This window comes from Teredinibacter franksiae (assembly GCF_014218805.1).
GTDB classification, from domain to species: Bacteria; Pseudomonadota; Gammaproteobacteria; order Pseudomonadales; family Cellvibrionaceae; genus Teredinibacter; species Teredinibacter franksiae.
The window spans coordinates 941,902-955,051 of the sequence record NZ_JACJUV010000001.1; the positions used below are offsets into that span (position 1 = coordinate 941,902).

Consider the following 13,150-nt stretch of genomic DNA (forward strand, 5'->3'; position numbering starts at 1 on the left):
CATGGCACCCAAAGCACTCACTTCGTTCGCGGGGCGAGCTCATGGCGGAAGTGCAGAAAATACAGGACGATGACAGGGATGTAATCGTTAGAACGACTCAGGAGACAAAGTCGAGCAATTTCCTGTCCTACATCCTGTGGCCGCCGTTCCCGCGCATGACGTGCACGGACGCACTAATGCAGCGATTGCATGGATGCAATGGAGCTGCCCCTGTGCTCCACGGCATACGACCGCCATGGATGGCGGAAGTGCAGAAAATGCAGGAGCAATTTTCTGTCCTACATCCTGTGGCCGCCGTTCCCGCACATGACGTGCACGGACGCACTAATGCAGCGATTGCATGGATGCAATGGAGCTGCCCCTGTGCTCCACGGCATACGACCGCCATGGATGGCGGAAGTGCAGAAAATGCAGGAGCAATTTTCTGTCCTACATCCTGTGGCCGCCGTTCCCGCACATCCCTGTGCTCCACGGCATACCTACATCCTGTAGGCAAAAAAAAAGCGCAACCGTTAGGTTGCGCTTTTAAAATGCTTCGCTTGATCCAATTGATGCAATCAAAACTAAAGACTTCACAGTCAGCGTACATCTCTGACTATTCAAAACTGGAGCGGGAAACGAGACTCGAACTCGCGACCCCAACCTTGGCAAGGTTGTGCTCTACCAACTGAGCTATTCCCGCAGTGGCGTCCCCTAGGGGGTTCGAACCCCTGTTACCGCCGTGAAAGGGCGGTGTCCTAGGCCTCTAGACGAAGGGGACGCATCGGTAATTTCTGATCTGACATGCTTGTCATTTCAGAAGAGCGCGCATTCTATTGAGACCGTCGTAGGCTGTCAACACTTTTGCCGAAGAAGTATCAAAAAGTATTAACCAAATTACAATTGAGGCATTAAGTGTCATTTAATCATGCTGAATTGGTCTGATTCTCACCAATCTGGCGGTTATTCAATCGCGGACTCCAGAAAAAAACAACTAGAAAACAAAGACTTGGGGCACCCTCCCTCGCTCGCGCAATTTGCTTAACTGGCAATCAGCAACTAGCCTTGATAGAAGAGTAACTGGTTTCCGACGCTTCGCGAATTCGCCCATGTCATCCGTCAATATTATTGCCTCTATCATTGTTTTGCTTGCCACACTGGTGTGCTATGCCTTTGTAGCGCAAACCCTGCGCCAGAAACGCGAACAGCGAAAACGCGTGCTCACAGCCTTGAAGGCCCGTTCACGCAGTTTCAAATTTATGATAAATGGCTTTCCTGAGGGCTTTCTACCGCGTGAACTGACGCTGCTGGTTCAACGCTGCCTAATAGACGTAAGTGAGCAGCTGGCTAAACTAGAGCCCCGTGAGCCCAGCCATATGCAGGACTTACAGTCAATCACCACGCAAATGACAGAAACCCAGAGAACCACAAAACCTAACAAACCGGTAATCTTGGAAAGTGCACAGCAAATTAAAGAAGTTAAAATTTGCCTAGAGGAGCTATACCGCTTTATTCACCATCAGGAAAGCAAAAGCGCTATTAACAAAGGTCAAGCCGATAACTATCGCAATCAAATCAAAATACTTACCCTGCAATTGACCGTCGACGGCTATGTTGCACAGGGAAAGGCCGCAGCCCAAGCAAGTAAAATCAAGCTAGCCGCGCATTATTATGACCTCGCACTTAAGCTAATAGCCCGTGAAGCACGTCCCGGGCAGTTTGATCAGCGGGTTGCATCGCTGAAAACCACCTACCGGCAGCTCATGGAGCAACTGACCACCGATGTCGATGACGACGATCATCAACCAGCTGACGAAGCTGAGCAGGCAGAACAGGAAGATATCGCCGACGAATGGGACAAGTTTGATTCTGACGAAGGAAGCTGGAAGAAAAAGCACATATACGACTAGCAACCACTCGATCACCAACCCCTCGCTTACCTTACTTGACTACAATGTGGTCATCGAAACTATACGACTAATCTCACAATAGGGGCGGCCACACTCCTCTCGCCACTGCTTAAAGGTATCTTCAGCTTTCTTTAATTCCTTTTGTGAGGTAGGGGCTTTTTCTACAACGCCCTGTGCCACCAAGACCGCAGCAACATCTCGGGTGATCAAGAACGTATCCTTACCCACCATACGCAGAAAATAGGGCCCAGACATACCGCCGAGCTGGCTACCTCGCTTTTTTAACGCCAGCCAGAGGCCTACCGTATCCTCTACCGGCCAATCTGCCAGCCACTGACCAAAACTGCCAGCCTCTTTCGCCACATCCTGTAAAAATAGACCGTTAGCGCGAATGGACTTAATCTTACCCAAATGGCGAATAAGGCTTTTATTACTCATATGAACATCAAGCTCATCATCACTTAGCATTGCGCATAAAAAAGGGTCAAAATTATTGAAGGCTTGCTCGAATGCGGGCCACCGCCTATCCACCATGTCATGTTTGAGCCCCGCACGAAAAATACGTAAACATAGGTTTGATAGATAATACGCATCGGACTGCTTGCGCAACTGGCTAGCCGATTTCGCCTTGGGCAGCAAAGACTCTACCGCAGATTCCCCGCCTTTATGAAGAACGGCGGTAGCGTAAAGCTCGCGAAAACTGATCATGCTTCACTGTCTCCCTCTCGAAAACTCACTGAAGTAGAATTAACACAGTAGCGCAGCCCCGTCGGTTGCGGTCCATCGGTAAATACATGCCCTAGGTGGCAACCACAGCGTTCACATGTAACTTCGGTACGTACCATACCGTGGGTACGATCTAACGTCTCGCGCACAACGCTTTTCTCCAGCGGCGCGAAGAAGCTAGGCCAGCCGCACCCGGAGTCGTACTTTTGGCTGGAAGAGAACAATGGTTCACCACAGCATTTACAATTGAACTTTCCTTCGGCCTTGTGCTCCCAATATTTTCCAGAAAATGCTGGCTCAGTTCCCTTTTCTCGACAAATACGGAACTCTTCTGGCGTGAGCTTAGTACGCCACTTATCATCGTCATTTTTTTGCTGATCTGACATAATCTGCTCCTCTTAATTACGTTAACCTCGTTGAATGAAGATGCCACAACTTAAAAAATCCGAAAAGCTTAACGGCGTTTGCTACGATATTCGCGGGCCGGTACTTGAACACGCCGTGCGCCTCGAAGAAGAAGGCCATAAAATCCTCAAACTTAACATCGGCAATCCAGCGCCTTTTGGTTTTGATGCTCCGGACGAAATCATAGCCGATGTGATACACAATATCCGCAATGCACAAGGCTATACCGAATCTCGCGGTTTATTTGCCGCACGCAAGGCCATTATGCAAGAGTGCCAAAGGCTTCAGGTTCCAGGTGTGGATATTGACGATATCTTCCTTGGTAACGGTGTAAGCGAATTAATTGTCATGGCCAACCAAGCGCTGCTCAACGATGGCGATGAAGTGCTAGTGCCATCACCCGACTACCCCCTGTGGACCGCCGCCGTGAACCTTGCTGGCGGAAATGCTGTTCATTATCTCTGCGACGAACAAAGTGACTGGTTTCCCGACCTAAACGATATTCGCCAAAAAATTACCGCTAAAACCCGAGCGATTGTCATCATCAACCCCAACAACCCAACGGGCGCGGTATACAGCCGCGAGCTGTTGGAGCAAATCGCTGTACTGGCCCGAGAACACAACCTGGTTATTTTTGCCGACGAAATTTACAGCAAAATCATTTACGACGATGCCAAATTCATTCCTATGGGGCAAATTGCCCAAGATGTAATCTGTGTAACTTTCAACGGACTATCCAAATCCTACCGATTGGCAGGCTTCCGTTCTGGCTGGCTGATTCTCAGTGGAGCCAAGGAGCGAGCGTCAGATTTCATGAAAGGCATCGAAATGCTCGCCTCCATGCGCTTATGCGCCAATGCGCCCGCCATGTACGCCGTACAAACAGCGTTGGGCGGCTATCAAAGCATCAAGGAGCTTATCCTCCCCGGTGGGCGCTTGCGAGAACAGCGTGATATTGCCTGGCAAGAACTCACAAAAATACCCGGCGTTAGCTGTATCAAGCCCAAAGGTGCCATTTACCTGTTCCCTAAAATTGATCGCAAACTGTACAATCTTGAAGACGATCAACAGTTAATTCTGGATTTCCTGATACAGGAGCGTATTTTACTGGTACAAGGAACGGCTTTTAACTGGAAAGAGCCCGATCACTTCCGCATCGTGTTCCTCCCCCAGGTGGAAGATCTCAAGCACGCCATAGCAAGTTTCGGCCGTTTCCTACAAACACGACGTAAAACCTAAAACCGATATGCAGGAGCACTTACTAACAAATGGATAATTTACATATTCATGATTTTTGTCGGGACACAGCCAAAGCGCTGTCAAAACTGTATGCGAACTTCCCGCAAAAAATCATTCTGTATGTAGAGGATATTGCAGGCCCAGACACACCCGATGAATTTGGCCTACATAGTTCAAGATTCCAAGCCGGATTTCACACGTTGCTGTGGTTAACTGAAACAGACTACATCCAATATTTACAAGCCATACGTCAGGAAGCCATCGAAGATGCAACACTCAGTCATCGCTGTTTCACTTTTTTAAGTGGTCCAGACGACCATTCTAAAAAAGCCTTGGCGGGTGAAGAAAATGTAACCCGCCCCACTTTAAATCGCCGTATCGATACCCTTCGTGAGCACTTAAACAACATGAGCTCAGACAAATTAACGGCACTTGTACTGCGCTACATGGAAGAATCAAGGCAGTTTCAATAACCCCCAGCCCGCTAACTTACTTCAGTAGCCAACAGTCGGTTTTCAATGACTCAGCGTCGCCTTTTACTTGTCAAGCCACCTGCTTGTGTGGCACGATTTTCAACACCAGTACCTTCGTTCAGTAATTGAGCTAAAGTCATTTAAGTAGTACCCGTAAGTTTGTTAGAACCCTGATCTATATTAACGTTGTATTCGCTCCCTTAACGTTAATATAGCCCCGGTTCTCAAACTGGCTATGCGGATGTAAATGAGAACCGCTTAGCCCTCTAGCGACACGCTTTCCCCAACTTTGGTTGTAACAAATGCCCGGGATGACCTATTACGCACTCTTAGCCTCCGATGCCACCCTGGTTGTCGTAACATTCTTATTACTTGCCCTGCTGGCAAGGCGGCGTATGGACCTTCGCTCTCGCGGTTATGTCAGATCAGTAGCGCTCATCAGTACCGGCGTGTCTATTGTCGCTATCGGCGCCCTCTTTCACTTGTACAAAACGATTGTCGTAGCGCCCACATCACTCTCTCCGGGGGCAGGTAATAGTCATTACGTTGTACTACTGGCTTCCATAGCGGCGGGTGCTCTGCTGCTATTTCTGGGGCTGGAGGCGCTGATAAATCGCGTTATTCCGAAATCCTCACAAAAATTGACGGAACTACGTGAAATTCGAGAACAATTGTCGACCTCCAACAACGAACTTGCTGAACTTATTGCCTCCCGCACTCAGGAACTGGAAATTAACACCGAAACCCTGAGGCAAATACTCGAAGATCAACAGCTTTCCCGAAGAGCTCTTCTGCAGAGCGAAGCAAAATTTCACACACTTTTCGATCGCAGCCCCGCGCTGTTTGTGACCGTCGATAGCCTACACGTTATCAGCGACATTAACTTATACGGTGCAAAAGCACTCGGCTATGACGTCAAATCACTGGTTGGCGAACCTTTCTCAAAAATCGTATCCATGGAAGACGCCGATAAGCAGCAAGAATTCATCGACTACTGTTTCACCAGCACCGAAAACAAACTTGAAACTGACCTCCGTATGGTCCGCGACAACACCGAAAAACTATGGGTGAAAATTACCGCCAGCATTGTTCGCGATGAAAATGAACCAGACCGCCTGCTAATTGTTTGTCAGGACATTACCGAATCAAAAAAATTAGCCGAAAGCCTTTCCTATCAAGCCCGCCATGACGACCTGACGGGGCTATTTAATCGTCGTGCACTAGAAAGCTTTGTCGATAAGGCCGTCGCCAAGAATACTTCTGATCAAACGTTAGCGCTAATCTATATGGATATAGATCAGCTTAAAATCGTGAATGATACCTGCGGACACTCAGCGGGTGACGAGTTGATTAGGCAGCTGGTACAAAAAATTAATGAGCATAGCAAAGCATTCGATTTCTTTGCGCGAACCGGTGGTGATGAGTTTGCCTTAGTTCAGCTTAATACAGACATTCACAACGCCGTAGAAGTGGCTGAAATTGTGCGCAACACCATTGAAGACCATGTATTTAAATGGAAAGAACTCACCTTTCGTCAATCTGTGAGCATCGGCGTTGCACTCACGTCCCACGACATTCGCAATATGGGAGAATTATTCGTCGCGGTCGATGCCGCCTGCTTTACCGCAAAACAAGCCGGGCGAAACCGTGTGGTGGTCCACGAAGAAACCTCTGGGGTACTCAACGAAAATCGCAATGAAATGCTTTGGGTGAGCCGATTACAAAGCGCCTTGATGCAAGACCGGTTTGAGCTCTATTTTCAGCCCATTCTGGCGTTAAACGATATTCACTCTGGCTACATTCACTACGAAGTGCTACTGCGATATGTCGACGACGACGGCACTCATATTTCGCCCGACAATTTTTTACCTGCAGCCGAGCGCTTCGGTATCACCAACCAGATAGATCTATGGGTGCTTACCACTACGCTTGATTATTTGCATAAAAACCCCTCCCATGCACAGGCACTGTCCTGTTGTTCCATAAACCTAAGCAGCCACTCACTGTCTAGCCATCAATCACGTATGGCAATTAAGCAACTGGTGATGACCGCGGAATTTGACCTCAATAAAATTTGTTTTGAAATTACCGAAACTAGCGCGATTCACAATATGGAAGAGGTTGAACAATTTATCCGCGAACTTAAAACGCTTGGCTGTCGTTTTGCACTGGATGATTTCGGTACGGGTTTCTCGTCTTTCGGTTATCTGAAACGACTGGAAGTCGACTACATAAAAATAGATGGGTCTTTTATTCAAGATATCACCAACGATAAGCTTGGACGCGCCATGGTCAAAGCCATGAATGCCATCAGCAAAGAACTTGGTATCACAACAATCGCCGAATATGTAGAGAACCTAGAAATTCGGCGTGAACTTCAGGAACTCGGTATCGACTACGGCCAGGGCTTCGGCTTAGCCAAGCCCAAGCCTATTGATAAAGCAAAAGAGTTCTACGCCCTTACGCAGCGTCAATCTTAACGTTACAGAACGTTTCGAAACACCAGCATTTTTAACGCACGCTCAGGAGAAACGTCGGGGAAACTTGGGCTCTGATCCAAGCGTTGTTCAAAACCAAACGCTTCAGTGTTTTCGGTTACCCAGTTTTTTAAATCGCTGGCGCTAACCTCAGGCGCATTACAGCAGGCCAGAAAGCAGCCGCCCTTGGCAACCAAAACATCCATCTTCCTGAGAACCTTAACGTAATCGCCATTAGCGACAAAACTGCCTTTTTGATAACTCGGCGGATCAATAATAACCACATCAAAGGGCCCTTCCCTTTTTAACTTACCCCAAGATTTAAAAATATTGTGCGGCAGAAACTTTACACAAGCTCCCTGAAGATTATTTAATTTATGATTATCGCGACCTATGGCTAGCGCTTTTTTGCTCATATCAATATTAATGACTGAATCCGCACCCGCCGCCAACGCCACAACCGAAAAAGCGCAAGTATACGAAAACAAGTTAAGTACGCGCTTTCCATCCACCTGTGCTTCCAACCATGCTCGCGCAGGTTCGATATCAAGAAAGAAACCCACATTTTGCTGATTGGCCGACAACTTAAATTGAAGCGCTTTACGCTGCGCAACCCAGGGCTGTTCAAAAACGCCAAATTCAACCGAAATCGGTGCGCCAGTTTCAAACCGACGCTGTACCATCACAGCGGCCAAACTTAGCTGATCGCGAAAACCACTTATCTGCTCAACAAGCGCGGCAATGAAACCTGCAGGAGGCTCTCGAAATACAGTAACCAGCAAATTAGGCGCAAAATAATCAACACAACACCATTCCAAGCCCACCCAGTTACCACCCCGTCCATGGAATAACCTGTGGCTATCAAAGTGGCTATCAGAGTACCCCAGCTTATCAAGCCTAGTTTTACATTGTTCGATAACCGTAGTAACCAAATCGTTGATATTGCCAGCCTCTTGCCCTTTGGCAATACCCTGCCAACCCAGCGGATATAGTACGACATCTTGATAACCGCAGATTACCGGTATAAAACCGGCCCACTCCGTATCTAACACAGAGTCAGCCGAGTCTATTAAAAGTGGTCGTTTTTCTAGGCGTTCCAACTTTGTTTTTGTTGCAACTACCCAGGTATTAATTTTCCCCACCAACGATAAAAAATCAGGTGATAGCTGCTGATTTCCTCTGCCAATAATATGACCCTGCCCTCCAATCGCCGTAACCGCTAATCGAACATTTTGTCCAAACGGTTTTGCATGCTGCAAAAGCTCGCTAGCATTCACATCTAAATCAAGCATTTTCGCAGGGTTATCCGGCCCGCAAATAGCTACATCAACGCCCAACAACGTCGATTCTAACCCTAGCTCTTTTTGTATAAACTGGGTAGTGGAACCCGGACCAAACACCAGCAGTGTATTTTCTTCTAACATTTCAAGACGCGCGCGAATTTCGTCGGCAATATTAATGAGCACCAGCTCTTCCAACTCCATACCACCTTGCTTAACCGCTTGCACAAATTGGTTTTCAGCTGGCACCAGCATCTCGCCAAAATGTCGGCTTTTAACCCGCCCTTCACGAAAGGCAACTTCATCAATATCTCGTACTTCAGCCTCAATTAACGCGGTTAACTGCCCTGTTATTAACCTTTTCACAATCTCTGCCGCTGGCTGAGGTGCAACCGCAAACACCCCGGAGTGCATTTTAACACCCGCTGGAATACCCAACACCGGCACTCGCGTACCCACCACACGGCACACATCCCGAGCTGTGCCATCGCCACCCACAAATATGAGCAAATCAAGTTTCAGCGTTAACATAGCAAGAAGCTGTTGATGCGTATCGACGGCCGTAGTCTTTGCACAAATGGATGGCACGGTAAGCTCATGGGGTATATTGAACGCTAGCAAATAATTCAGCCCCATTACCCCCGGAGCACTTACAAATAGCGGCAGCTGTTCCGGCCCAAGCTGCTCGACAAGTTCCGCCAAAAACTGCTGTGCCCTAGCGGGCGCCCTCAAGGGCAGCTCACCAGAATGCGCTCGCGCCTGAATCTGCTGGTCGTCACTACCTTTATTGGCCGCTGGGCCACCAATTCCAGCCAAAGGATTTACCAAAAAACCTATACGGATATCGGCCCGCGCATCGAACGTTGAAACCTGTTGCACTTATTAATTCCTTTATCGCACGTTAAAACCCAACGCCTGATAGAAAGCCTTTTCTTCGGGCGCAGCGTTTTGAATAACGTAATGGGAGAATTCCCGTCGTTTAGGATAGTGTTTTCTCAGCAGGTCAAAATCCACAGCCAAATTACTTCGCTTTTCTCTTAGATGCTGATCATCATCTTCAATGCCATGGGTTTTTAAAATTGCATCGACAATATTGATTGCCTCCAATAATTGCGGTTCACCAAACACTTTACGGCTGGTATGCGCTAGCTTTTCTGACACCGTCGCTTCGTCTATACCCATCCAATCGGCGAGCGCGCGATATATCATTAACGAACCATTGGTTCTGCCCTCAAAACTGTACCCCGCAATATGGGGCGTTGCGACGCTGACATACTCTAGTAACTGCGTGTCCAACTCAGGCTCGGGCTCCCATACATCAAGCACAGCGCGAATGCCGTTAGGATTGCCACTGTCAAAATGTGCTAATAATGCCTGGTTGTCGATCACCTCTCCTCGGCCGGCATTTAAAAGAACGGCACCCTGTTTTAATCGCGAGATAAAATTGCCATCGAGCATGTGGTACGTAGAGTGAGGCCCCTCGCGCGTAAGCGGGGTATGGGTGCAAATGATGTCACAATCAAACAACGACTCCCAAGAAGAAAGGTCGGCAATATTCTCTTTGGTTAAAAAGGGATCATAGCAAGCACAGTGGAAACCTGCGGATTTTAGCACTCGGTAAAGTCGGCCACCCACATTCCCGCAGCCAATAATACCAATTTTTAGATTGGTATCGACAAGCCCTAGATGGGCCAGTGCAGCAAATACGTATTGAACAACACCATAGGCATTACAACCCGGTGCACTAGAAAATTGAATGTTTCGATCGGTGAGGTATTGTTTATCTAGATGGTCAGTACCAATCGTGCAAGTGCCTACGAATTTAACCGCGCTATTATTCAACAAGGCCTCGTTAACGTTGGTTACAGACCGAACCAAAAGTACTTCTGCATCTGCCACATCATCAGCTGATATCTGTCGGCCAGGCCGTGTAATCACCTCGCCTAAAGGGCTAAATAATGCTTGAATCAATGGTATGTTTTCATCTGCAACTATTTTCATGTTGTTAATCTATTCAGTGAAGTTTCAAAATTTTGGCCGAAGCCCAAGACCTTGGACAATGCAAAAAGAGCGGGGAGATTTGGTTTTTTCCGATTGACGGTAAATCGCCGCCCCAAGGGAGCATTCTCTACCAACTGTGTCAATTGCAGCGCCATTTCTATCTGAGTTTTATGGCGCTCAATCTTATCCGCGAGAGAAGCCGCACCACGTATTGGTAAATGGGGTATTGCACTAATGTTATTCCTCAGCTGAATCCAGTTATCAAAGTGACTCAGGAGCGTGCCAGCTGTTTTAGACCCTACCCCAGGAACCCCCGGAATATTGTCACTGCTATCGCCCACCAACGCTAAATATGCAGCCACTTGATGGGGCGCCACACCCAGCTTCGTTTTTACCGCAGAAGCATTCATTTTCTCGCCCTCTGGAGCATCCCAAAGGCTGTCGCCCTCTCGCTGAACCACCTGTGATAGATCTTTATCGCGGGAAACAACGCAAACGCCCAATTTTTTTCTCCGACATTTTTTTGCCAAAGCTGCAATTAAGTCATCTGCCTCATAGCGATGCGAAGCATAGCTACTCACGCCCATAAGCTCGGTAATCTGTTTGCAGGCTTCTAACTGATACGCCAGCGCTTCATCTGGTAGCGCACGACTGACTTTATAATTTTCATAAATATCATTTCGAAAACAACTTTTTAAGCTTTCATCAAAACAAGCCGCCACGTATCGTGGGTTTTGTGTTTGTAAAAACCGAACCAACCATTGACTATAGCCGTACACGGCCGAAGTGGAGTAACCATTTTCGGCCCACCAGTTATCAGGCAAGGCAAAATAGTAGCGAAAAATATAGATAGAAGCATCAATAAGAAAAGCTGTGGGCTGGCGAGCGCTCACAACGCTTCCAGCGTGTAATTGTCTAGGTCGAGATACCCTTGAATACCATAGTCATCAGACAACGCCTGCATAAACGTCAGCGCGCGTGTATTCACGCCCTCAGTACAGTACTTTTTCGCCTGTTCAACAATATTGCATTTAAACTCGCCGGAGGCGCCAAGCCCAGCCGTTACGTTGTCTGCGCTGACGCTAAAACGATGTCCGCAGGCGCGGTTAAAAAGCCACTCCAGTGCCTGGGGCTTTATTTCCACCGCTTCGAAAAGAGCCTGTTGTTCATGTGTTCTGCCATCGGGCGCATACCAATAGCCATAATCCGCAAGCTTTCGCCGCTCTTTACCGGCAATACACCAGTGACTGATTTCGTGTAAGGCGCTGGCAAAGTAGTCTCGCGTGAATATCACCTTTGCTTCGCTATACTCAGATGCAGGCTGATAAAAAGGTTCAATTGCCCCCCCCTGTAGCAAGGTTTTTTCAGTTGTTCGAAAGCACCTATTGAAAAGCTCAATCAGCTGAACACAGCAAAACCGTTGCTCATTGCCGGCGGCATGTACGGGGTTCTGAAAGTTAGTGGTCACAGGATAAAACGTTCACTTTAATGAAATAGACTGACGCCGATACTCGCCGCCAACAACGCCTGTTCGATAGCCGAACAGCCCGGAAAAATATTTTGTACCTAGGTGTTGTGTTCCCATTTAACTACCTATACTGTATCTTGAGATGGTTCATCAAATCATCCTGTCCTGCCCGTCATTGATGGCTCAACATGTGGCATTCAAAGACCTCAACCAGGAGGTGGTATTATGAAGACCTCAAACGCCGGTCACAACTCGGATAATGTGATCGATCTCTTTTCGGGGAGCCCCTACTCCTCTGTCAACGACTCTCGTGTCATTCGCCTCGCCCCCGAACTCGATGGACTGGAAATGCTTTACTCCAACGAAGCCAGTGGAGACAAGTATTTCAGCCTAAAAATTCTATGCTGGGGCTTACGTGCAAATGGTGAAGTTGTGGGGATGGTACCTTGGCTGAACGACCTCGTCGCCTGCCCAGATATTGAAGACCCACTAAACGGTGCCTGGGAGGGCTATTACGACCCCGGTATTGACGAGATGTTTTTCGATGCGCCCATTCACAAAATAGTAGAAGTCGAAACCGCTGCAGAGTACTACGAACTGGAATGTGAAAACGCTAACGATGTAGTACAGGAAGTTCCCGACATTATCGGCACGCACGCCGTACTCACCGGCAAAAACGAAAATAGCTTAACCCTACAGGAAGTCGTGAGCTGGCGTCTGTTCTTCGATGGTACTATTTGCGGCATGCTGGTGGACGAAAACAAAGTGGAAAGCACTCCTGTGCTACCCGGAGATAGCTGCTTGTATCCGGCACAAACACAAGAGAGATTCCGTTATTTTTTCCAACATCACATAGCCAACAAAATAAAATCTCAGGACCCAGAAGCTATGGCGGCCATTTCGATGCTAGTCGAAGAGTCCTCTTAATATGTTCAGCAATAATGGGTTCAGAGATAGCAGCTTCAGTAACTTAGCCTCGTCAACATAAGGGTTCAGCTAGTTAACGTCGGTTGAACCGGGGCGAATAAAAGCCCCATTGCCCGGCCCCAATGGCCATGAGCAATTAACAACTCCACAATTGCTGGAGGCACACCCGCACCGATGCTTGGCAACTTTTAGGCTTGCTCATCTATCGGTGGCTATACCCTATGAGTTTTCTCCCTTTACGAGAAACAGGTTAGCTTCCCCCTTT

11 protein-coding genes and 2 tRNA genes are annotated in these 13,150 nt (G+C 47.9%); 5 read left to right on the top strand and 8 right to left on the bottom strand.

The genetic code is table 11. From position 1 onward, the window contains the following. Positions 1 to 606: 606 nt before the first annotated feature. Positions 607 to 682 (bottom strand) — tRNA-Gly (locus tag H5336_RS03750). Positions 683 to 684: 2 nt separating this feature from the next. Next, a tRNA-Glu gene (locus H5336_RS03755) sits at positions 685 to 760 on the bottom strand. Between the two features lie 328 nt (positions 761 to 1,088). Between H5336_RS03755 and H5336_RS03760 the strand changes: the two genes are divergently transcribed. Next, a complete protein-coding gene (locus tag H5336_RS03760) occupies positions 1,089 to 1,889 on the top strand; it encodes a hypothetical protein (protein WP_185231544.1) in 801 nt (266 codons plus the stop codon). A 39-nt stretch (positions 1,890 to 1,928) separates the two neighbouring features. Here the strand turns inward: H5336_RS03760 and H5336_RS03765 are convergent, their stop codons facing one another. Next, the gene (locus tag H5336_RS03765; RefSeq protein ID WP_185231546.1) at positions 1,929 to 2,597 is read right to left on the bottom strand and encodes a DNA-3-methyladenine glycosylase I; all 669 of its coding nucleotides are present in this window, start codon (positions 2,595 to 2,597) and stop codon (positions 1,929 to 1,931) included. Further along, the gene (msrB, locus tag H5336_RS03770) at positions 2,594 to 3,001 is read right to left on the bottom strand and encodes a peptide-methionine (R)-S-oxide reductase MsrB (protein WP_185231548.1); all 408 of its coding nucleotides are present in this window, start codon (positions 2,999 to 3,001) and stop codon (positions 2,594 to 2,596) included. Before msrB ends, H5336_RS03765 begins: the two co-directional genes overlap by 4 nt. A gap of 40 nt (positions 3,002 to 3,041) precedes the next feature. Between msrB and H5336_RS03775 the strand changes: the two genes are divergently transcribed. The 3 genes from H5336_RS03775 to H5336_RS03785 all read left to right on the top strand — a co-directional run bounded on the left by H5336_RS03775 (position 3,042) and on the right by H5336_RS03785 (position 7,212). Further along, a complete protein-coding gene (locus H5336_RS03775; protein WP_185231550.1) occupies positions 3,042 to 4,259 on the top strand; it encodes a pyridoxal phosphate-dependent aminotransferase in 1,218 nt (405 codons plus the stop codon). Positions 4,260 to 4,288: 29 nt separating this feature from the next. Further along, on the top strand, positions 4,289 to 4,732 hold the full coding sequence (locus H5336_RS03780) for a hypothetical protein (protein WP_185231552.1): 444 nt from the start codon (positions 4,289 to 4,291) through the stop codon (positions 4,730 to 4,732). A 302-nt stretch (positions 4,733 to 5,034) separates the two neighbouring features. Then, positions 5,035 to 7,212: a putative bifunctional diguanylate cyclase/phosphodiesterase gene (locus tag H5336_RS03785; protein WP_246439017.1), complete on the top strand. Its 2,178-nt coding sequence runs from the start codon at positions 5,035 to 5,037 to the stop codon at positions 7,210 to 7,212. A 2-nt stretch (positions 7,213 to 7,214) separates the two neighbouring features. Here the strand turns inward: H5336_RS03785 and H5336_RS03790 are convergent, their stop codons facing one another. The 4 genes from H5336_RS03790 to H5336_RS03805 are packed head-to-tail and all read right to left on the bottom strand — an operon-like array spanning position 7,215 to position 11,958. Then, complete coding sequence (locus tag H5336_RS03790) at positions 7,215 to 9,368, bottom strand: class I SAM-dependent methyltransferase (RefSeq protein ID WP_185231554.1); 2,154 nt, start codon at positions 9,366 to 9,368, stop codon at positions 7,215 to 7,217. Positions 9,369 to 9,380: 12 nt separating this feature from the next. Next, positions 9,381 to 10,490 (bottom strand): 4-phosphoerythronate dehydrogenase, encoded by a 1,110-nt coding sequence (locus tag H5336_RS03795; protein WP_185231556.1) that lies wholly within the window; start codon positions 10,488 to 10,490, stop codon positions 9,381 to 9,383. Continuing rightward, positions 10,487 to 11,383, bottom strand: a complete 897-nt coding sequence (locus H5336_RS23590) for a 5'-3' exonuclease (RefSeq protein WP_185231558.1) — start codon at positions 11,381 to 11,383, stop codon at positions 10,487 to 10,489. Before H5336_RS23590 ends, H5336_RS03795 begins: the two co-directional genes overlap by 4 nt. Continuing rightward, entirely contained in the window at positions 11,380 to 11,958 is a 579-nt protein-coding gene (locus tag H5336_RS03805) for an elongation factor P hydroxylase (RefSeq protein WP_313556112.1), read from the bottom strand. Before H5336_RS03805 ends, H5336_RS23590 begins: the two co-directional genes overlap by 4 nt. A 225-nt stretch (positions 11,959 to 12,183) precedes the next feature. On the opposite strand from H5336_RS03805, the gene H5336_RS03810 reads away from it, so the two are divergent. Next, positions 12,184 to 12,885 (top strand): hypothetical protein, encoded by a 702-nt coding sequence (locus H5336_RS03810; protein WP_185231560.1) that lies wholly within the window; start codon positions 12,184 to 12,186, stop codon positions 12,883 to 12,885. Positions 12,886 to 13,150: the final 265 nt, after the last annotated feature.

Bases quoted from the DNA above. Each gene is read 5' to 3' on its own strand.
- H5336_RS03780 (WP_185231552.1), top strand. From the start codon at position 4,289: ATGGATAATTTACATATTCATGATTTTTGTCGGGACACAGCCAAAGCG.
- H5336_RS03765 (WP_185231546.1), bottom strand. From the start codon at position 2,597: ATGATCAGTTTTCGCGAGCTTTACGCTACCGCCGTTCTTCATAAAGGC.
- H5336_RS03760 (WP_185231544.1), top strand. From the start codon at position 1,089: ATGTCATCCGTCAATATTATTGCCTCTATCATTGTTTTGCTTGCCACA.
- H5336_RS03785 (WP_246439017.1), top strand. From the start codon at position 5,035: ATGCCCGGGATGACCTATTACGCACTCTTAGCCTCCGATGCCACCCTG.
- H5336_RS03775 (WP_185231550.1), top strand. From the start codon at position 3,042: ATGCCACAACTTAAAAAATCCGAAAAGCTTAACGGCGTTTGCTACGAT.
- H5336_RS03810 (WP_185231560.1), top strand. From the start codon at position 12,184: ATGAAGACCTCAAACGCCGGTCACAACTCGGATAATGTGATCGATCTC.
- msrB (WP_185231548.1), bottom strand. From the start codon at position 3,001: ATGTCAGATCAGCAAAAAAATGACGATGATAAGTGGCGTACTAAGCTC.
- H5336_RS03795 (WP_185231556.1), bottom strand. From the start codon at position 10,490: ATGAAAATAGTTGCAGATGAAAACATACCATTGATTCAAGCATTATTT.